Origin of the sequence: Vibrio sp. YT-16 (assembly GCF_033337405.1) — a bacterium.
GTDB lineage: Bacteria > Pseudomonadota > Gammaproteobacteria > Enterobacterales > Vibrionaceae > Vibrio > Vibrio alginolyticus.
This window is the reverse complement of record NZ_JAWOQQ010000022.1, coordinates 36057-54184: the sequence shown is the minus strand read 5'-3', so window position 1 is coordinate 54184 and position 18128 is coordinate 36057. Positions and strand designations below refer to the sequence as shown.

At 45.3% G+C, this 18128-nt stretch carries 17 protein-coding genes and 1 riboswitch; of the genes, 5 read left to right on the top strand and 12 right to left on the bottom strand.

The features are described 5' to 3' along the window. Nucleotides 1-583 precede the first annotated feature (583 nt). Complete coding sequence (locus R7F07_RS22760; protein ID WP_017636066.1) at nt 584-1039, top strand: RNA-binding protein; 456 nt, start codon at nt 584-586, stop codon at nt 1037-1039. Here the strand turns inward: R7F07_RS22760 and murI are convergent. From murI to btuB, 3 genes are read right to left on the bottom strand one after another with little or no spacing between them, the layout of a single operon-like run. Continuing rightward, nucleotides 1002-1805 (bottom strand): glutamate racemase, encoded by an 804-nt coding sequence (murI, locus tag R7F07_RS22755; RefSeq protein ID WP_005389694.1) that lies wholly within the window; start codon nt 1803-1805, stop codon nt 1002-1004. The genes R7F07_RS22760 and murI overlap by 38 nt on opposite strands. A 31-nt stretch (nt 1806-1836) precedes the next feature. Continuing rightward, nucleotides 1837-2529 (bottom strand): ATPase, encoded by a 693-nt coding sequence (locus R7F07_RS22750; protein WP_005378675.1) that lies wholly within the window; start codon nt 2527-2529, stop codon nt 1837-1839. Between the two features lie 59 nt (nt 2530-2588). After that, a complete protein-coding gene (btuB, locus tag R7F07_RS22745; protein WP_171343346.1) occupies nt 2589-4424 on the bottom strand; it encodes a TonB-dependent vitamin B12 receptor in 1836 nt (611 codons plus the stop codon). Nucleotides 4425-4479: 55 nt separating this feature from the next. Beyond that, a riboswitch (cobalamin riboswitch) is annotated at nt 4480-4680 on the bottom strand. Nucleotides 4681-4864: 184 nt separating this feature from the next. Here btuB and trmA point away from each other — a divergent pair. Continuing rightward, nucleotides 4865-5974 (top strand): tRNA (uridine(54)-C5)-methyltransferase TrmA, encoded by a 1110-nt coding sequence (gene trmA / locus R7F07_RS22740; protein WP_033907263.1) that lies wholly within the window; start codon nt 4865-4867, stop codon nt 5972-5974. Nucleotides 5975-6038: 64 nt separating this feature from the next. On the opposite strand, the gene R7F07_RS22735 is transcribed toward trmA, so the two are convergent. Further along, on the bottom strand, nt 6039-6404 hold the full coding sequence (locus R7F07_RS22735) for a YijD family membrane protein (protein WP_005378634.1): 366 nt from the start codon (nt 6402-6404) through the stop codon (nt 6039-6041). Next, on the bottom strand, nt 6404-7045 hold the full coding sequence (gene fabR, locus R7F07_RS22730) for an HTH-type transcriptional repressor FabR (RefSeq protein WP_005378632.1): 642 nt from the start codon (nt 7043-7045) through the stop codon (nt 6404-6406). Before fabR ends, R7F07_RS22735 begins: the two co-directional genes overlap by 1 nt. 263 nt (nt 7046-7308) lie before the next feature. On the opposite strand from fabR, the gene sthA reads away from it, so the two are divergent. After that, on the top strand, nt 7309-8739 hold the full coding sequence (gene sthA / locus R7F07_RS22725) for a Si-specific NAD(P)(+) transhydrogenase (protein WP_005389689.1): 1431 nt from the start codon (nt 7309-7311) through the stop codon (nt 8737-8739). A gap of 57 nt (nt 8740-8796) precedes the next feature. Here the strand turns inward: sthA and dinF are convergent, their stop codons facing one another. The 3 genes from dinF to lexA form a co-directional block, all read right to left on the bottom strand. Then, nucleotides 8797-10146 carry an MATE family efflux transporter DinF gene (gene dinF, locus R7F07_RS22720; protein ID WP_064368849.1) on the bottom strand — a complete coding sequence of 450 codons (1350 nt, stop codon included), beginning with the start codon at nt 10144-10146 and terminating at the stop codon, nt 8797-8799. Between the two features lie 55 nt (nt 10147-10201). Beyond that, nucleotides 10202-10996, bottom strand: a complete 795-nt coding sequence (locus R7F07_RS22715) for a class I SAM-dependent methyltransferase (protein WP_005378679.1) — start codon at nt 10994-10996, stop codon at nt 10202-10204. A gap of 184 nt (nt 10997-11180) precedes the next feature. Further along, the gene (gene lexA, locus R7F07_RS22710) at nt 11181-11801 is read right to left on the bottom strand and encodes a transcriptional repressor LexA (protein ID WP_005378682.1); all 621 of its coding nucleotides are present in this window, start codon (nt 11799-11801) and stop codon (nt 11181-11183) included. 368 nt (nt 11802-12169) lie between these two features. Between lexA and plsB the strand changes: the two genes are divergently transcribed. After that, nucleotides 12170-14596: a glycerol-3-phosphate 1-O-acyltransferase PlsB gene (gene plsB, locus R7F07_RS22705; protein ID WP_033907264.1), complete on the top strand. Its 2427-nt coding sequence runs from the start codon at nt 12170-12172 to the stop codon at nt 14594-14596. 64 nt (nt 14597-14660) lie between these two features. Here the strand turns inward: plsB and ubiA are convergent, their stop codons facing one another. Together ubiA and R7F07_RS22695 are read right to left on the bottom strand one after the other, a co-directional pair. After that, nucleotides 14661-15515, bottom strand: a complete 855-nt coding sequence (gene ubiA, locus R7F07_RS22700) for a 4-hydroxybenzoate octaprenyltransferase (protein WP_005378684.1) — start codon at nt 15513-15515, stop codon at nt 14661-14663. After that, nucleotides 15516-16055, bottom strand: a complete 540-nt coding sequence (locus tag R7F07_RS22695; protein WP_005378686.1) for a chorismate lyase — start codon at nt 16053-16055, stop codon at nt 15516-15518. Nucleotides 16056-16216: 161 nt separating this feature from the next. Between R7F07_RS22695 and R7F07_RS22690 the strand changes: the two genes are divergently transcribed. Further along, a complete protein-coding gene (locus R7F07_RS22690) occupies nt 16217-16627 on the top strand; it encodes a flagellar basal body-associated protein FliL (RefSeq protein WP_005378687.1) in 411 nt (136 codons plus the stop codon). Nucleotides 16628-16690: 63 nt separating this feature from the next. Here R7F07_RS22690 and glpG read toward each other — a convergent pair whose 3' ends face one another. Further along, the gene (glpG, locus tag R7F07_RS22685) at nt 16691-17533 is read right to left on the bottom strand and encodes a rhomboid family intramembrane serine protease GlpG (RefSeq protein ID WP_017821294.1); all 843 of its coding nucleotides are present in this window, start codon (nt 17531-17533) and stop codon (nt 16691-16693) included. Further along, a complete protein-coding gene (glpE, locus tag R7F07_RS22680) occupies nt 17533-17853 on the bottom strand; it encodes a thiosulfate sulfurtransferase GlpE (RefSeq protein WP_005378691.1) in 321 nt (106 codons plus the stop codon). The genes glpG and glpE overlap by 1 nt, the downstream gene beginning before the upstream one ends. Nucleotides 17854-18128 lie beyond the last annotated feature (275 nt).

Below are 18128 nucleotides of genomic sequence, written 5' to 3'. Positions count from 1 at the left end.
CAATCTGAGCCATGATCAAACTCTTCAATTTAAGATTTTGTTCGGCTCAATGAATACTGAACATTACATAAGTAATGTTTGAATTGACTGTGCTGAATCTTTCGATTCAATGGTCACTTCGTTTCATTGAAACCTAATTTGATACCGAAGTATCTAATTGGATTATCATCAACGAGTGCCCACACAGATTGATAGGTTCTTATTTTTAAAGAGCTTTTCTAACATTTTCAGCAACTTAGTTGCTCGTCGTTAGGGGTGCGTATCTTACTTCACACCGTGAGAGAGTCAAGCATTTTTTCAAATTCTTTTTTCTCTCTTCCCGACTCGCTGTGTGACTTTCGTCTCACTCCGTGTCGGTGGATGCGCAGTATAGGGAGTTGAGAAATTAGTACAAGTGTTTTTTGCAAATAAAAAACCAACCGGTCACAAATTAGCCAAAAGTGCGATATTTGCATATTTCTTCGTCACATTTGAGACATATCACAGCAATTGGTTGGAAAAACACCAACCATATACGTAAGATTCATGTGTCTATTCTGTTAATGGGCAATCGATCTCTTTATCACTATGTGTAGTAATTAAAATGACGTCTAAAAAAAATCTGATTTTATGTGTTGGGCTGGCCATCGTTGGGGGAATCATCTTCTCTCAATTCATCATCCCACCAGCCTTGAGCTTCCTCATTGGTGTTATCGCTACTGCTTTTCTTTTTTCATTTTCTAGCAAAACACCTGTTCTTCAATCTTCGGATCCTGATCCTTCAACTAAAACGCTGTATGTCGGCAACCTTCCTTATAAGGCCAATGAGAGTCATGTTCGCGATTTGTTTGCTGAATATGGACAGGTCTATGCGGTACGCTTAATGAAAGATAAGCGTACTGGAAAAAGAAGAGGGTTTGGTTTTGTAGTGATGGCTGCGGCAGATGCCAAGCCAGCTATCGCTAAACTTAATGAAAAGGAATATATGGAGAGAACGCTAAAAGTGAGAATTGCGAACGATCCTAAACATCCGGATGGTGGTAAACCTGAACAGGATTAAAACCTAGCTTCTTTAAACAAATGTTCAGTGCATCTTCCTGCCAAGGAGTTGCACTGGCATAAATCGACTTACTTCCCTCTTCTGTATCCTCAATTTCATCACTTAATAGCAATGCTTTTACTCGACGTGCAATCGCTGCGCCTGAATCAATTAAAGTAACGTCCCCACCCAAAGCTTGATGAATCTCCTCTTTGATTAAAGGGAAGTGAGTACAACCGAGCACCGCAACATCGACTTTATCGCGAAGGGGAAGCAGGATATTTGTCAGTTCGTCGAGAGAAACGCTGTTGCCTCGCAACTTCTCTTCGGCCATATCTACCAAGCGAGTTGATCCCACCAGCTCAACTGGTTTGCCTTGCGCAAAGTCCCGTATTAACTCGTGAGTATATTGGCGTGTTACTGTCGCCGGAGTGGCGATCAGCCCTACCCCTTTTGATGCTAAAAGCGATGCGGGTTTAATCGCAGGGACAACACCAACAACGGGAATCGATAAATTTTCGCGTAAGGAAGGAAGCACTATGGTGCTCGCCGTGTTGCAAGCAATGACGACAATGTCGACTTGGTGTTCTTCGACTAATGAAGAGACCAGTTGGTTAACTCGTGAAATGAGTACAGCCTGATCGAGTTCACCATAAGGGTAAGCCTGATTATCGAATAAGTATAAGTAGTCTAGCTGGGGCAATAGGCGATGTATCTCTTGGAATACAGAAAGGCCACCAACACCGGAGTCAAAAACTAGGACTTTTTTCTTACTTGCTACTCGCACGAGCCTTACCTAAAGAACAGAAACGTTGCGATCATACTGCGTAGATTTGTTTTGGCAATGCTTTAGCATGGTATCTTTGATGGCTGAATCTATCTCCAGATTCTACATCTCGCTTCGTCAACTCGATATGTCCTTGAAAAGATGGCGAAGACGTGACCAATGTGTGAAATTCACCATTTTCCCCACAGGGATCAATTTGACTTGGTAATGACTCTATTAGGGCTTTGTCATACCAGCGACCACACCATTCTGGAGGGAGAACTCTTCCGTCGATGGTGATTAACATAGTTTGAATACCACGCTCTATGATTTCCATCGCTAGTTTTTCGCTGCTCTCCCCTAATAGAGGAAAGACGCATTCCCAGCCAACAGGTTCAATATAGCTGCGTCGGTAATCGGCAATGCCATTACAAAACATATCACCAAATGCGACAGCTTCTATGTTCAGACCACTACTTTGTAATGCATTAACGATGGTCGATTGATAAATGTCGTTACTTGGAAAGATTTCAGGTAGCTCGATAGTAATGAGCGGAAGCGCAAGTAAGTCTGCTTGCATTTGTACGACTTCAAGCGGAGTTGCTTGGAAAGGGACTTCTTTCCCTACGTAAGTCGTGTACAAACCGACAACTTGATAATTTGGATTCTCGTTAAGGCGCTCAAGCGTTAATGTCGAATCTTTACCACTGGACCAACTGATCACCACTCGCTTGGGTTTCTTCATTCGATTTTCCACCACAAAATATTAAAAACCGCCCGAAGGCGGTTTGTGCTCATTCACGATTAGAATTCGTAGCCAACGTTGAGATAGTACGCTCGCTCCGCAGCAGGGTAACCTTTTGCCATCTCATACTCTTCATCAAGTAGATTATCGATACGAGCGCTAATAGAGGTCGACTCATTCGGATAGTAAGTCACCGCCGTATCAACCAACGAGTAAGAAGAAAGCGTGATATCTTGTGAAGGCCAAGTGCTGTAATCCACATCTGGACGCTTACCGACGTACTGATAGCTAACCGACCAATCCACTTTATCGAAGCTCACTAAAGTATTCCACTTATACATTTCTTTAGCGCGACGCTGCAACTGATGCCCTTTATCGTCTTCAGCATCTTTGTAATCTGCACTCAACTGGTGCTGCACAATCCCTGTATCAAACTCAGCAACAAGCTCCACACCTTGGATATGTGTTTCACCATCGACATTCAAATATTTGTATGTGGTTGGATGGTAATCGATAAGATTCGTGATTTTATAGTCATAACCCGTGACGGACCAAAAAACGCCTTGGACATCACCGCTGAATGCTAGCTCCCAAGCATCTGACTCTTCCGGCTTCAGATCTTTCTCACCGTATGTTGGGTCATACTGCTGATATAGGTTTGGAGCCTTAAACGCAGTACCAAAAGAGGCTTTAACCCCAAACTCTGGTACAAACTGGTAACCAGCCGCTAAACTGTAAGTGAACTCACTACCGTATTCTTCGTTATCATCAAGGCGAGCACTGCCCTCAAGCATTGCTTTATCAATACTGGTGGTTGCCATACCAAACAGAGCGCCATTGGTACGATCAAACGTTTTATTCGCACTCTTGTCTTTATAAGACTCGTTGCGCCAATCAATACCACCAGCCAACGTCGTATTGTTGTTTAGCAAGTAACTGTTGGTCCACTGGACATTTTGCTGCTCAAGTTCATCTTCAGTACCTGAGTGTTTGCCTTTTGCTTGCTCATAGTTCCAAGACTTCTGTTTCTGTGCTGTTACTTGTAGTTCTGACATCACATTATCAGACTGATACTTACCGCCCAGAGTGACAGAAAGATCGTCTTTTTCTGCTTCGTAGTAACCGCGACTGCCGTAGCTGCTGTCATATTGATAAACATTTTCGTAAGCACGTAGGTTACCAAATGCAGACCACTGGTCATTGAAGTTGTGCACGTAACCTAGCAGACCATTCTTTGTATCAAAGCCATGGCGATCGCCGTCATTAACTCCCGGTACAGGACGAACGTTATAACCATCATCACTTTCACTACCAAGCGCGATATTTAGCTGGCCGCTCTCTGTGACTTTAATACCAGATGCCACACTCAATTCCTGGTAATCTAAGCTGCCTAAACCCGCACTTAACTTCGTTCCTTCTTCGTCAGCACGCGCAATGGTGATGATATTGATCACGCCACCAATCGCTTCTGAGCCGTAAAGTGACGCACGCGCACCACGCACGTACTCAATACGTTGAACGTAAGTAAGTGGGATTTGGTTAAAGTCCACAGCGCCCTTCGCTGCTCGTGCAAAACGTACGCCATCAACCAGTACTAAAACTTGGTCGGAACTGGTTCCACGAACAAATAAAGACGCTAACTGACCACGACCACCATTTTGTGAAACTTGAATTCCGGTAAGGCGACGCAATACATCTGGTAGGGTTTTCGCTTGAATGCGATCGATGTCTTGTCGAGTAACTACTTCGACATCTGCCAACGTACGGCTTTCGGCTTGCTCAAAACGGTTTGCAGTAACAACGATGGTTTCGTCAGTGGAGGTTTCTTGGGCCTGTAGATAAGAGACAGGTGAAAGCAGCGATGCTAAAGTGATCGCCAGTGCGGATTTTCTCATTGTATTGTCCTAAATCGCGTAATTCCTTCCGAGCCCTGTCATCATGACAGTCCAGTGCTGTGGCTCAGTTGTTGGCAGGTATTCGGACTCAAGAGCACGGGTGTACCGCCTACTTGCTCGACTTCCCACATAAACTAATGCAGTGTCTGATGAGCGTTCGTTCTCTTTTACCGCTGCGCGTCAGTTCTGGATTCACACCAGATTCCCATTTCAGCCATCTAGATTGCTAGATAGCACCAACTTGAGGCAAATATTATTCAGCTATTGATTATTTGTCCAGCCAATATTGCCCTTAGAAGTTGTAACGTTTTGATTGATTTTGCTTTCTACTCTGCCTGTACGCACTATCTTTAAATCAATTCCAGTACAAAACTGGACATCCTATTGAGATTGAATAAAATCTGCGCTCTTAAATTGAATGCACCATAAAAGGTAAGATCATGGCTACTCTTGATGTCAACCCACAACGCTACCAAGAACAACTGGCTGAAAAAGTCGAACGTCTCACGGATATGTTCGCGCCATACAACATGCCAGAACTGGAAGTGTTTGAATCACCAGAGCAGCACTACCGCATGCGTGCTGAGTTCCGTGTTTGGCATGAAGGCGAAGATCTTTACTACATCATGTTCAACCAAGAAACTCGTGAGAAGTACCGTGTTGACCAATTCCCTGCAGCAAGCCGTCTGATCAACGACCTGATGCCGCTATTGGTTGAAGCGATGAAAGACAACGACTCACTACGTCGTAAACTGTTCCAAGTGGATTTCCTATCGACGCTAAGTGGTGAGATTCTGGTTTCACTCCTTTACCATCGCCAACTTGATGAAGAGTGGATTGAAAACGCGAAAGCCCTTAAACAGCGTTTAAATGATGAAGGCTTTAACCTAAACATCATTGGTCGCGCTCGTAAGATGAAGATTGTCCTAGACCGAGACTACGTTATCGAGAAGCTCGATGTAAATGGTCAAAGCTACATCTACCAACAAGTAGAGAACAGCTTCACTCAGCCGAACGGCAAAGTCGCAGAGAAGATGCTGGAATGGGCGGTCGACTGTACCCAAGAAAGCACTGGCGACCTACTAGAGCTTTACTGTGGTAACGGTAACTTCTCGCTGGCGTTGGCACAGAATTTCGACCGCGTACTGGCAACTGAGCTAGCGAAGCCATCTGTGGTATCTGCACAGTACAACATCGCCGCCAATAAGATTGATAACGTACAAATCTTACGTCTATCGGCAGAGGAATTTACTCAAGCGATCGAAGGTAAGCGTGAATTCCGTCGTCTACAAGATGCAGGTGTGGATCTGAAGAGCTATAACTGCAACACGATTTTTGTCGACCCACCACGTGCTGGGATGGATGTCGATACTTGTAAGATGGTGCAAGGTTACGAGCGCATCATGTACATCTCTTGTAACCCTGAGACTCTAAAAGAGAACTTGGACATTCTATGCGAAACACACAACGTGACGCGTTTTGCTCTGTTTGACCAATTCCCTTATACCCACCACATGGAAGCTGGCGTGCTATTGGAACGTAAAGCTTAGTCCACCAGCTTCAGACAAAAAAAAGCGAGCTCAATGGCTCGCTTTTTAATTTGATTCGTTTTGCTTATTCCGCAGAAGTCTTCTTGCTGACAAAACCTAGCTTCTTACCAATCCATGCGAGTAAGATCATTGAAACCATGATCGCGAAGAAGTTTGAGCCTGCTTCTGGGTATTGCGCTTTAATAAACGCAGAGTGACCAAACGCACCTACGAAGAAACACGCCAAGCCAACTAATGGGATATCTTCTGATACCGGATTATTTAGGTACTCTTGGTAAAGAGCTTGTACAGCCAGTACGAGTGCAATCAATGGGAAGATTGAAAAAGACACTTCACTCATGGTCAACCATGACAACAAAGCATCACCACACATACCTGCAACCAGTGCCAAAATCAGCGTTTTCTTTTCAGATTTATTTCCATTCGACATTATTCTATCCCGCCTTTTAATCGGTTACGTTCACGTTCTTTGCGATACCAATAGGCCCCTTTGGCTATCATTCGCAATTGCATGATCAATCGCTCGGCGAGTTCATCGCGCTCACGTCGATCTAAATCTAAAGCTTCAGCCCCCGAACTGAAAACCAAAGTCACAGACGCTTCTGCTTGAGTATACGCCTCTTCTCTGGTCACGCCGGTGCTCATTAAATACTCGGTTAATTCTGCCGCAAAATGCTGGATTTCTCGAGCAACAGCGGTACGAAATTCAGCAGAAGTGCCGGAGCGCTCACGCAACAACAAACGAAAAACGTTCGGACTACTTTCAATGAATTCCATAAAGGTTTCGACCGAGGTACGAATTACGCTACCTTCTTTCACAATACGTTGACGCGCCTGACGCATCAGTTGACGTAGTAACAAACCGCCTTCATCGACCATGGTTAAGCCTAGCTCATCCATATCTTTGAAGTGGCGGTAAAAAGAAGTCGGTGCAATCCCTGCCTCTCGGGCGACTTCTCGCAAGCTAAGGCTGGAAAAGCTGCGATCCGCACTTAATTGACTAAATGCCGCATCGATCAATGATCGACGTGTCTTCTCTTTTTGCTGTGCGCGGATTCCCATCGATTTCATTCTTAACTTGCTCTTTTTCTGTAGGGTACAAGAGCCTCAATATAACGCAATTTGCTCCTACGGAGAAAGATATGTTGCTTCGCTCGCTCTGAGCGCCGAGAACGTTACTATTGGCATGCATCTAATTGCAATGTTCTCGATGCAATTTATAGACATACAACATACCAAATCACCCTTTTGGTCGATTCTGCGTGATCACTTCCACTCTCTAACAGGCATGACGTGTACCAATAGAGTAAATGAGTTAAAATCGCGCTAAAGCAATGTTAAGCAAATATAACAAGGAAGGCATCATGGCGCATGTTAATCACTATGACGTGATCGTAATCGGTAGTGGCCCTGGCGGAGAAGGGGCTGCAATGGGATTAACCAAAGCGGGACTGAATGTTGCCATTGTCGAGAAAGAAAGCAGTGTCGGTGGCGGTTGTACTCACTGGGGTACCATTCCATCAAAAGCACTGCGTCATGCCGTTAGCCGCATCATCGAATTTAATAGCAACCCGCTATTTTGTCGAAACAACACCAGCGTTCATGCAACATTTTCTGACATTTTAGGTCATGCTAAATCGGTCATTGATAAGCAAACTCGACTTCGTCAGGGCTTTTATGACCGTAACTCATGCACACTTTTGTTCGGAACCGCGCGATTTATCGATAACTACTCAATTGCAGTGATGCAAAGCGACGGTACAGAAGAAATCTATTCTGCGGATAAGTTTGTCATCGCGACGGGTTCTCGTCCGTATCAGCCTAACGACGTAGATTTCTTGCATGAGCGCATCTACGACAGTGATTCCATTTTGAGCCTGAAACACGACCCTCGCCATATCATCATTTACGGTGCGGGCGTTATCGGTTGTGAATACGCTTCTATCTTCCGCGGCCTTGGAGTGAAAACCGACCTTATCAATACCCGAGACCGCTTGTTGGAGTTTTTGGATAACGAAGTGTCAGATGCGCTGTCTTACCACTTCTGGAACAGCGGTGTGGTAATTCGTAATGATGAGACCTATGAAAAAATCGAAGGCACAGAAGATGGCGTGATTATTCACCTACAATCTGGCAAGAAGATGAAGGCAGACTGCTTGTTGTATGCGAATGGTCGAACAGGTAACACCGATAAGTTGAATTTGGGTGCAGTGGGTCTGGAAGCGGACTCTCGCGGACAACTAAAAGTAAACCGTAACTACCAAACCGATATCGAACACATTTACGCTGTAGGCGATGTCATCGGTTACCCTAGCCTTGCAAGCGCCGCTTATGACCAAGGGCGATTTGTCGCACAAGCCATTACGAAAGGTCAGGCAGAAAACTACCTGATTGATGATATTCCAACGGGTATCTACACCATCCCAGAGATTAGCTCTGTGGGTAAAACCGAGCAAGAGCTAACAGCTGCGAAAGTACCGTATGAAGTAGGACGCTCTTCGTTCAAGCATCTAGCTCGTGCACAGATCGCAGGGAAAGACATCGGTAGCTTGAAGATATTGTTCCATCGTGAAACCAAAGAAATTTTAGGGATTCACTGTTTTGGCGAACGTGCCGCGGAAATTATCCACATCGGTCAAGCCATTATGGAGCAAAAAGGCTCAGCGAATACCATCGAGTATTTCGTCAATACCACCTTCAACTATCCAACAATGGCCGAAGCGTATCGTGTCGCTGCGTTGAATGGTTTGAACCGCTTGTTCTAATCGATGCTTCTTGATAGCAGACAGAAAAACAGCAGGCTTGGACCAGCTGTTTTTATATCAACATTGTGTTAGGAAGGTATCCTTGTGCCATTGGTAGAGAAAGATAACCCCTAAACCAATACCCCGCATCAACATAAAGCTCGTCATTGCAAACCACAGCGCGTGATTTTCCCACTCGGCGAACAAGTAAAAGACAACAAAGAAACTGCTGGTCGCGACAAACATACTATTGCGCATGTCTTTGCCTTTGGTTGCACCGACAAAAATGCCATCCAATAGAAAGCACCACATCGACGCAAGTGGCATCACCACCAGCCAAGGTAGATACACCGCTGCTTGCTGTTGCACCGCCTCAATTGAAGTGATCATGGCGATCAACTGCGATCCCGCCAAACCAAAGAGCGCGGTCAGTCCTAAGCAAATAACCAAACTCCAAAAGAAAGTGCCGACAAGCGATGCACTCAATTGTTGCCTATCTTTGGCACCAATCGCCTTCCCGACCATGGCCTCCATTGCGTAAGCAAAGCCATCCATGCCATACGAGATAATCATCAGGAAGCTCATCAGAACCGCATTTGCAGCGACAACCTCATCACCAAAGCTCGCACCTTGGAACGTCATAAAGCTAAAAGCCGCTTGCAGACACAAAGAGCGCAAGAAAATATCGCGATTCAATTTCACGAAGCGCCCTAAACCGTGTTGAGTGCTGGCTAGCAACTTTTGAGGTGATGGTAATTGCCTCTCTCGCCAGGTTTTCCAGACACACATGAGACCAAAACCCATACCTGAGTAGTCAGCAATCACCGATGCCAGCGCAGCGCCTTCTACTTTCCACTCCAAACCGATAACAAACAACAAATCGAGGACAATATTAGTCACGTTAGTGATGATCACCATCCACATTGGTGCTTTGGAATTTTGCGTTCCGAGCAACCATCCCAACAACACAAAGTTCATTAGTGCAGCGGGGGCACTCCACACACGGATAGAGAAATATTGCATACCGTAGCTTTTTACCTCTGCGCTGGCGTCACTCCAGCCAAAGATCAAATCAGCAATCGGGTTATGGGCAATAAGGAAGACTAACGCAAACAGCAGCGCCATAAGTGAGCCTTGCATAAACACCAAGGCAAGTTGCTTTCGGTCTTCACCGCCATAGGACTGCGCCGCCAACCCAGTAGTCGACATACGCAAAAAACCAAGCAGCCAAAACGTCACGCTGATCATGGTGCTGCCCAACGCAACACCACCCAAATACCAAGCGTGGTCTAGATGACCAATCACCGCAGCATCGACCAAACCGAGCAATGGAACAGTAATATTCGACAGCACCATAGGTATAGCTAAAGCTAAGACTTGGCGATGAACTTTTGGGTTAGATAAAGGAGAGAAGATTGAATTTGTCACAGGCACCTCATCAGTAAGATCGACGAGTGTACCTGAGCGCTTAACGACTAGCCAATTACCACTTGATATGAACGAGTACTGGCGTGAGGCGATGCTTCAACATTGGAATCTTATTAAGCCAACGCTGCCAAGCTTTCCAACGAGAACAGAATCTATCGAATGGCGAGAAAGCTTTCACCCACTGTGCCCATGGTAACCATTGCAATATCTGTGCTGCAGGCGCTTCAAAGCCATGAGCATAACGATCAGAGCCAAGCTTTTGTCCCCACTTGGTTTCCGTTAAATCTCCTGCCAGCACCATACACAGTTCAGCAGAAACAAAATGTCGACCTAAGGTTTGAATAAATTTCGCGACTTGACGCTCTGTGCAATCGAGCAGTGCCATTTCACATAAAATGAGTACCGGTGCTTGCTCTGGAATGGCTAACGTCTCTAGCCACGACATTTCATCCACACTGCCACAGCGATGTTCATAACGTTCATTTTTGTGGAACAAACGCTGACGCCATACCAAATTTTCCGTCACATCCAGCTCTATCCAATGGCAACGTCCATTATCCAAACGATAAAAGCGGGTATCCAACCCCGCTCCGACATTGATTATCCAAGCATCGGGATACTGCTGTAAGAAGTGACTAACCTGCTGGTCACAAAGCTGAGTCAGCGTCACGTGCAGCAATTGCTTCTGCGCAATATCACCACTCAAACAATCCGGCGCCATCTTACAGCTCAAACACGCTTTAGCAGCTATCGGATCGTACACCAAGCCATTGTCGACCATGCTTTCACGGCTACGCAATAACAGTGGCTTTAATAAATGGTTAGGAACTTGATGTTTAGACTGAGACATGGGCATTTCCTGCGCCAGAGAGAAAACATAGACATTAATAAAGATGATAATGAATATCAATTACATTATCAAGCTTATAAATTGGTCAAAACAAACAAGGTCAAGATGATGAGCAAGCTTTTGGAGGAAGTAGAAAAAGAGAAAAGACAAAACAGCCCAGATGAACTGGGCTGCTTAAACACACTTACATCCAATCGGTATTGCGAATAATACCAACGGCTAAGCCTTCAATCGTAAGGTGCTGAGACGTTAAGTCCACTTGGATTGGGGCAAACTCTTCATTCTCAGCATGCAGTAATATGGTTGAACCTTTGCGCTCCAAACGCTTCACAGTCACATCATCATCAACACGCGCAACGACAACTTGACCGTCTCTCACATCTTGGGTTTTATGCACCGCGAGCAAATCGCCATCCATAATCCCGATGTCTTTCATACTCTCGCCATTTACACGAAGTAAGAAATCCGCTTGCGGTTTGAACATCGCAGGATCGACTTGGTAGTGCGCCTCTACGTGCTCTTGAGCCAGAATTGGCTCACCCGCTGCGACTTGACCAATCAAAGGCAAACCCTGCTCATCATTGGCTGCGTCTTCAAGCAGGATACGAATCCCACGAGAAGCGCCTGGAATAATTTCAATTGCTTGCTTACGAGCAAGCGCTTTTAGGTGTTCCTCTGCGGCATTCGCAGAGCGGAAGCCAAGCTCACGCGCAATCTCTGCACGAGTTGGTGGCATTCCGGTGTCGTCGATTTTACTTTTAATCAAATCGAAGACTTGTTGTTGGCGTGGCGTTAACGGCTTCATGTCTCACCTGTCTTTTTATACAGTTAACTGTGAGTATATCCAGTAAATGCTCAAATGAAAACCCAATTGGTTGTTTTTTAATTTATTTGTGGGGAGCTTTCAGCTTACCAATTAAGTTCATTCTTTATTCGTTTAAAACACCGACTTTTCAGTTAATCAAGTCAAAGCAATAACTTAGGGGTTCGACTAATTTACAGCCAATAAAATTAAAAGGTTTGACCAGTTTCTGGTATCCTTGCAGCGCTTAAATTTTATCGCCTAGGCTTATTTCTATTGCCGTACTCATCTCTTTTTATAGAGAAGACATGCAAAGCGGAAACTGAAATAAGGTTAGGCCTGTTTGAATACCTATTGAGGCTGTGAACTTTATGTCTTCTGGACAATCATTTTCACGTTCATTACTAAAACTACCTTTATCGGTACTGGTAAAGGGCACCGCAATCCCGTCGAACCCGATTGAAGATCTGAACATCGACCTAACTAAACCGATTGTATATGCCCTGCCGTTCCGCTCGAACGTGGATTTGCTGACACTGCAAAAACAAGCCATGAGCCTTGGTCTACCCGACCCGCTCAGCCCGCTGGAAATCAATGGCAAAACGCTGAACCGTTTCGTCTTTATCGCTGCGCGTCCAACTGTGATGAACAACGATAATGATGTCCCAACCGATTCTGTTTCTCTGTTCACTGACTTACTGGAACTGCACAAGCTGGATAGTGAGTTGGATGTTCAAATGATCCCTGCAACCGTGCTTTGGGGTCGTAAGCCAGGTAAAGAAGAGAACCAAAAGCCTTACCTTCAACCGATGAATGGTCCGCAAAAAGCCAAAGCGGTAATGGCGGCGGGACGCGACTGCTTAGTTCGCTTTAGTCCCGTGGTATCTCTGCGTTATATGGCAGACTCCCACGGTACCGACAGCGCAATTGCGCACAAACTGGCTCGCGTGGCGCGTATCCACTTCTCACGCCAGAAACTGGCTGCTTCAGGCCCAAACCTGCCACAACGCCAAGTGTTGTTTGCTCGTTTACTAAAGTCTCCAGCTATTGAACTGGCGATTGCTGACGAAGCCAAGAGCAAAAACATCTCGATTGATAAGGCACGTAAAGAAGCCCACGACATCATGGATGAAATCGCTGCCGACTTCTCCTATAGTCTGGTGAAAAACGGCGACCGCATCCTGAGTTGGTTATGGACAAAACTATACCAAGGTTTGCACATCAATAACGCCTCGACTGTGCGTCGTTTAGCGCAAGACGGCCACGAAATTGTGTACGTTCCTTGTCACCGTAGTCACATGGACTACCTGCTTTTGTCTTATGTTTTATACCATGAAGGCATGGTGCCTCCGCACATTGCGGCAGGCATTAACTTGAACTTCTTCCCGGCCGGTCCTCTTTTCCGTCGTGGTGGGGCGTTCTTTATTCGTCGTAGTTTTAAAGGCAACAAACTGTACTCAACCATTTTCCGTGAGTATCTAGCTGAGCTGTTTGCCAAAGGCTATTCAGTCGAGTACTTCAGTGAGGGTGGTCGTTCACGTACAGGTCGCTTACTGCAAGCGAAAACGGGTATGCTGGCTATGACCATCCAAGCAATGCTACGTGGTCTAAACCGCCCAGTAACACTAGTGCCGGTCTACATCGGTTACGAGCACGTAATGGAAGTAGGCACTTACGCGAAAGAGCTGCGTGGCAAACGCAAAGAGAAAGAAAACGCAGGGCTTGTACTGCGTACTCTGCGTAAACTGCGTAACTTTGGTTTGGGCTATGTGAACTTCGGTGAGCCAATTCAGCTCAACCAATACTTGAACGAGCATGCTCCTGAGTGGACGAAAGACATCGACAGCATGGGTGGTAACAAACCACAATGGATGAATCCTGTGGTCAACGACCTTGCTAATAAGATGATGACGCACATCAATGATGCGGCGGCAGCAAACGCGTTGACCTTGTGTGCAACCGCACTGCTTGCTTCTCGTCAACGTGCACTTTCTCGTGACTCGCTGATCAATCAGATCGAGTGTTACTTAAAGCTACTCAAAAATAACCCGTACTCAAGCACCTCCACTATCCCTACCGAAAGTGCTGAGGAGTTGGTCGATCATGCAATTTCGCTTGATAAGTTCGTGATTGAAACCGATAGCATGGGTGACATCATTTCGCTGGACCGTAGCCAATCGATCCTGATGACTTACTATCGCAACAACATCATTCACTTGTTCGCTCTGCCGTCATTAATTGCCCAAATGCTCATTCGTCAGCGCAACCTTTCGGTAGCCAAGATTCAAGCGAATGTCGCGCAAATCTACCCATTCTTGAAGAAAGAGCTGTTCTTAAGTTACCAAGAAGACGAGTTAGATGAATTGGTCGTTAAAACACTGCATGAATTTGCCGATCAGAAAATGATTAGTCTTGATGGTGATAAGCTAGAGATCAATCAATCGAACAACCAGCCTTTGGTTCTGTTAGGTCGAACGATAACTGAAACGCTGCAACGCTACTCTATCGCGATGAACTTGCTTGTTGCTTACCCTGAACTCGGTAAATCGGACCTAGAGCAGAAGAGCCAAGATATTGCTCAGCGCCTAGGGCGTTTGCACGGTATTAATGCGCCAGAATTCTTCGATAAAGGTGTGTTTACCGCGATGTTCAATACGCTCAAACAGCAAAAATACCTCGATAACGATGGTAACTGTGACACGAAGAAAACGCAGCAATTTGCACGGCTACTGTTCACTCTGCTTTATCCAGAAGTGAAACTGACGATCGAAGAGAGTATTCACCAACTTCGGTCGTAACCGTTTTACCTTCTTCCAATAAGAAAAAAGGCATCCAATCGGATGCCTTTTTCTATTTCTTCGCTTACCAAAATGCGACCAGTAACCCTATCGCTATCACCATGCCAACATAATTGTTGTTAAGGAAAGCCTTAAAGCACAACTCACGCTCACGGTGACGAATTAAGTGCTGCTGATAAACAAACAACGACGCTGCAATCAAAAGGGTCCAGTAGTAACTTTGTCCCAATTGGTAGAACTGCCCTAACCAAACCAACATCGCGAGTGTAATAAGTTGCAACACACCAATAATAAGCTTGTCATGACGACCAAACAGAATTGCCGTCGATTTAATGCCAATCTTTAGATCATCATCTCGGTCTACCATCGCATATTGAGTGTCGTACGCAATGGTCCACAAAGCGTTAATGAGGAACAAAAACCAAACAATCAATGGTAATTCCCCAGTTTGTGCAGCCCACGCCATTGGAATCGCCCAGCTAAAAGCCAAGCCTAAAAATAGCTGTGGAATATGAGTGTAACGCTTCATAAATGGATAGATGAACGCCAACACAATGCCAGCGAAGGATAGCTGAATCGTCAGCGGGTTCATGGTCAGCACTAACAAAAACGAGCTGATACCCAAAACCAAAAATAATCCAATCGCTTCTTTTGCTGTCACTTTCCCTGATGGCAGTGGACGTTGCTTAGTACGCTTTACATGGCCGTCGACTTTGCGATCTGCAAAATCATTAATCACGCACCCCGCACTACGCATTAGGAAAACACCCAATACAAACACGATGAATACATCCCAACTTGGCATCCCTTGGGCTGAGATAATTAGCGCCCAAATCGTTGGCCACATCAGTAACAGTGAACCAATCGGGCGATCCATGCGCATCAGTTGCCAATATGCTTTGGCTTTTTCTGCGGACATTTACACTGTCTCCTTAGCGTAAACTGGTGAATTAGATAAGAATAACTCGGCGACTAGCATCGGTTTGTGATTCATCCACAACCTTGAGCGTCGTGCTAACAAACGTCCTTCTGGTACGGCTACCCATCCCATTTGCAAAGAGTCCCGCTCAACGTTATCTGCGCTAAACACAGTTAGTCCTAATGGGATATCCCCTTGTTGAGCCAAATCATACTGCTGATCAACTAAGGTTGAACGAGGAATCAATGTCCGCCCAATAACCCAGTTATTATTGTCACCGCACAAAATTACCTCTCTCAGTAAGCAATCTTGTTCGGACAATAACTGGCTTTCGTCCTGTTTTAATGTCGCTGCAGTGACGATCTGATTTTGTAGCAATTCTACCGTTAACGCTTGGCAGTGCTGTTTTAAACGACGTGACAAAGACCCTTGCTCTTCAAGCCAGTGCTTGGCAAATTCATTTGGAAATTCGAATTCTTCGGGGTTTTGCCACTCTACTTCCAATAAAGAAGCAAGATAGAGTGATGTTGGCTGATTCATACTAGTATTCAATTGGAGGCTTTATGCGTACAATAAAGCAACAACTTACCGTCCATAGTAATGTATGTAACCGTAAGTTCCGTTATTTGTTATAGACGGCCCATTGTATCAAGACTGAAGCGATTCGAATATCGCGATCCAGAGAAAGAAAAGTTAGAAATATGTACAAACGTTATATAGCCCAAATTATTTTTGCGTTAACCATACTATTCGCCGCACCAAGTTGGGCTGAAACGGAAGAAGCTGGACCTAAGTTGGCATACTTTACCCTAGAGCCTGACCTCACTACTAACTTTTATACCAAAGGCAAAAAGTTAGGTTATGTGCAAGTGCGCATCGACATCATGGTAATGAGTCAACAAGATTTATCAGTTGTTGAGCATCACCAACCTTTGATTCGCGATGCAGTGATTGAATTACTGGGTAAGCAAACAGAAGATACGATTAAGTCCCTGTCTGGCCGAGAAGATCTGCGCAAAACCTTAGTGACGACCCTCAACGAAACGCTTTTGCCTGAAACAGGTAAAACCATCATTGCCGATTTGTTGTTTACAAAATACCTTTATCAATAAACCCAAATCCGTTTTGAACATAAAAAAAGACCGCTCTTAAGCGGTCTTTTCATTTCATCTGCTTTAGGCTTGCTGTTGGTATTTCATCTTGCCTGAATCAAACAGCGCAATCGCCATCCCCGACAGTAGCCCAACTAAGTGAGCGGTGTTTGCAATCGCCATAAATGGCTGCACAAAACCAAGAACTAACCATACCAACATAAAGACGATAATTGGCTTGGGTAGCGTAAGGCCTAAATGTGGCAAGCGGTAACCCAATATCCACAAATAACCAAGCAGTGCATAGACCACGCCAGACAAGCCGCCGAAGTTAGCCCCTTCAACATAGAACTGGCCTGCCCCTGAAAGCGCTGCCGACACCACAAAGAGTTGCAATAGCTTACCGGAACCGAGACGACGTTCGATGTCGCCACCCAACTGCCACCACCATAGTAAGTTAAACACGATGTGAGTTACTGAAAAGTGCAGTAACGCATGACTTAGCCATCGCCACACTTGCCATTGTTGCCCCTCAAAAGCCGGGAAGTGCAACAACTTAAACACGCCATTGCCAAAGCCAAACATTTGTAACAAGTAGATGATGATACAGACTGTCATGATCAGCAAAGTCATGGGGCCAGCTTTCGCTTTGACCATGCTTATGATACTCGGGCTGGAATAATGAAATGTGCTCTTACGAGTATCGGCAACGTCCCACGAGGCGGCGCTGTATTTTGAATCAGACGGGTTAGCAAGGAACTGCTTAAGTTCGGCTTCCGCTTCTATTTCATGCTGGCTATCAGTCAGCCACAGCGCAAATTGCCCATCCCCTTCTGGCATCATTTCGATGTCAATTTGGCGAGAGGCCATATAATCAATAAAGGCTTGCGCCATACGTGGATTATTTAACGTTACCAATCTCTTCATTAACTTCTCACTATCGGTAGTTCTGCTCGATGCCAGGCTTCAAAGCCACCATCTACACTGTACACCTGTTCAAAGCCTTGGTTAACTAAATATTGCGCCGCACCTTGGCTACTAATGCCGTGGTAACACATCACTAGAATAGGTTGTTCGAACTCCACTTCATCCATAAACGCAACGATCGTATCGTTAGTTAAGTGATACGCGGACTCCGCATGCGCAACGGCAAACGATTGAGGGTCACGGATATCTACAAGCTTCGCATCACCCTGCTCGAGCAGCGCTTGCGCACCTTGTACATCGATATGCTTAAACTGATCCATTTACTTTCTCATTGTCTTATTAATATACCCAAGCAACCTCGAACCTAACGTACTAATCAGCACCCGTGGTACAGCATAAAATCCATATTTGAAGCTGCTTGGGTATACTGCCGCTATTGTAACCTATCCAACGGCAAACTTAGACACATGGATAATCAGGGTTTTCAAAAGTGTACACATTCCAACCATTTGTGGATAAAGCTGTGAATTGCGTTGATAAAGTGTATTTGGATCTTTTGATCCACAATATGTAGTGATGATCCTGATCTAACTGT

Coding starts and splice junctions, on each gene's coding strand:
- R7F07_RS22760 (WP_017636066.1), top strand. CDS start 584: ATGACGTCTAAAAAAAATCTGATTTTATGTGTTGGGCTGGCCATCGTT.
- R7F07_RS22750 (WP_005378675.1), bottom strand. CDS start 2,529: ATGAAGAAACCCAAGCGAGTGGTGATCAGTTGGTCCAGTGGTAAAGAT.
- btuB (WP_171343346.1), bottom strand. CDS start 4,424: ATGAGAAAATCCGCACTGGCGATCACTTTAGCATCGCTGCTTTCACCT.
- trmA (WP_033907263.1), top strand. CDS start 4,865: ATGGCTACTCTTGATGTCAACCCACAACGCTACCAAGAACAACTGGCT.
- R7F07_RS22735 (WP_005378634.1), bottom strand. CDS start 6,404: ATGTCGAATGGAAATAAATCTGAAAAGAAAACGCTGATTTTGGCACTG.
- fabR (WP_005378632.1), bottom strand. CDS start 7,045: ATGAAATCGATGGGAATCCGCGCACAGCAAAAAGAGAAGACACGTCGA.
- sthA (WP_005389689.1), top strand. CDS start 7,309: ATGTTAAGCAAATATAACAAGGAAGGCATCATGGCGCATGTTAATCAC.
- R7F07_RS22715 (WP_005378679.1), bottom strand. CDS start 10,996: ATGTCTCAGTCTAAACATCAAGTTCCTAACCATTTATTAAAGCCACTG.
- lexA (WP_005378682.1), bottom strand. CDS start 11,801: ATGAAGCCGTTAACGCCACGCCAACAACAAGTCTTCGATTTGATTAAA.
- plsB (WP_033907264.1), top strand. CDS start 12,170: ATGTCTTCTGGACAATCATTTTCACGTTCATTACTAAAACTACCTTTA.
- ubiA (WP_005378684.1), bottom strand. CDS start 15,515: ATGTCCGCAGAAAAAGCCAAAGCATATTGGCAACTGATGCGCATGGAT.
- R7F07_RS22695 (WP_005378686.1), bottom strand. CDS start 16,055: ATGAATCAGCCAACATCACTCTATCTTGCTTCTTTATTGGAAGTAGAG.
- R7F07_RS22690 (WP_005378687.1), top strand. CDS start 16,217: ATGTACAAACGTTATATAGCCCAAATTATTTTTGCGTTAACCATACTA.
- glpG (WP_017821294.1), bottom strand. CDS start 17,533: ATGAAGAGATTGGTAACGTTAAATAATCCACGTATGGCGCAAGCCTTT.
- glpE (WP_005378691.1), bottom strand. CDS start 17,853: ATGGATCAGTTTAAGCATATCGATGTACAAGGTGCGCAAGCGCTGCTC.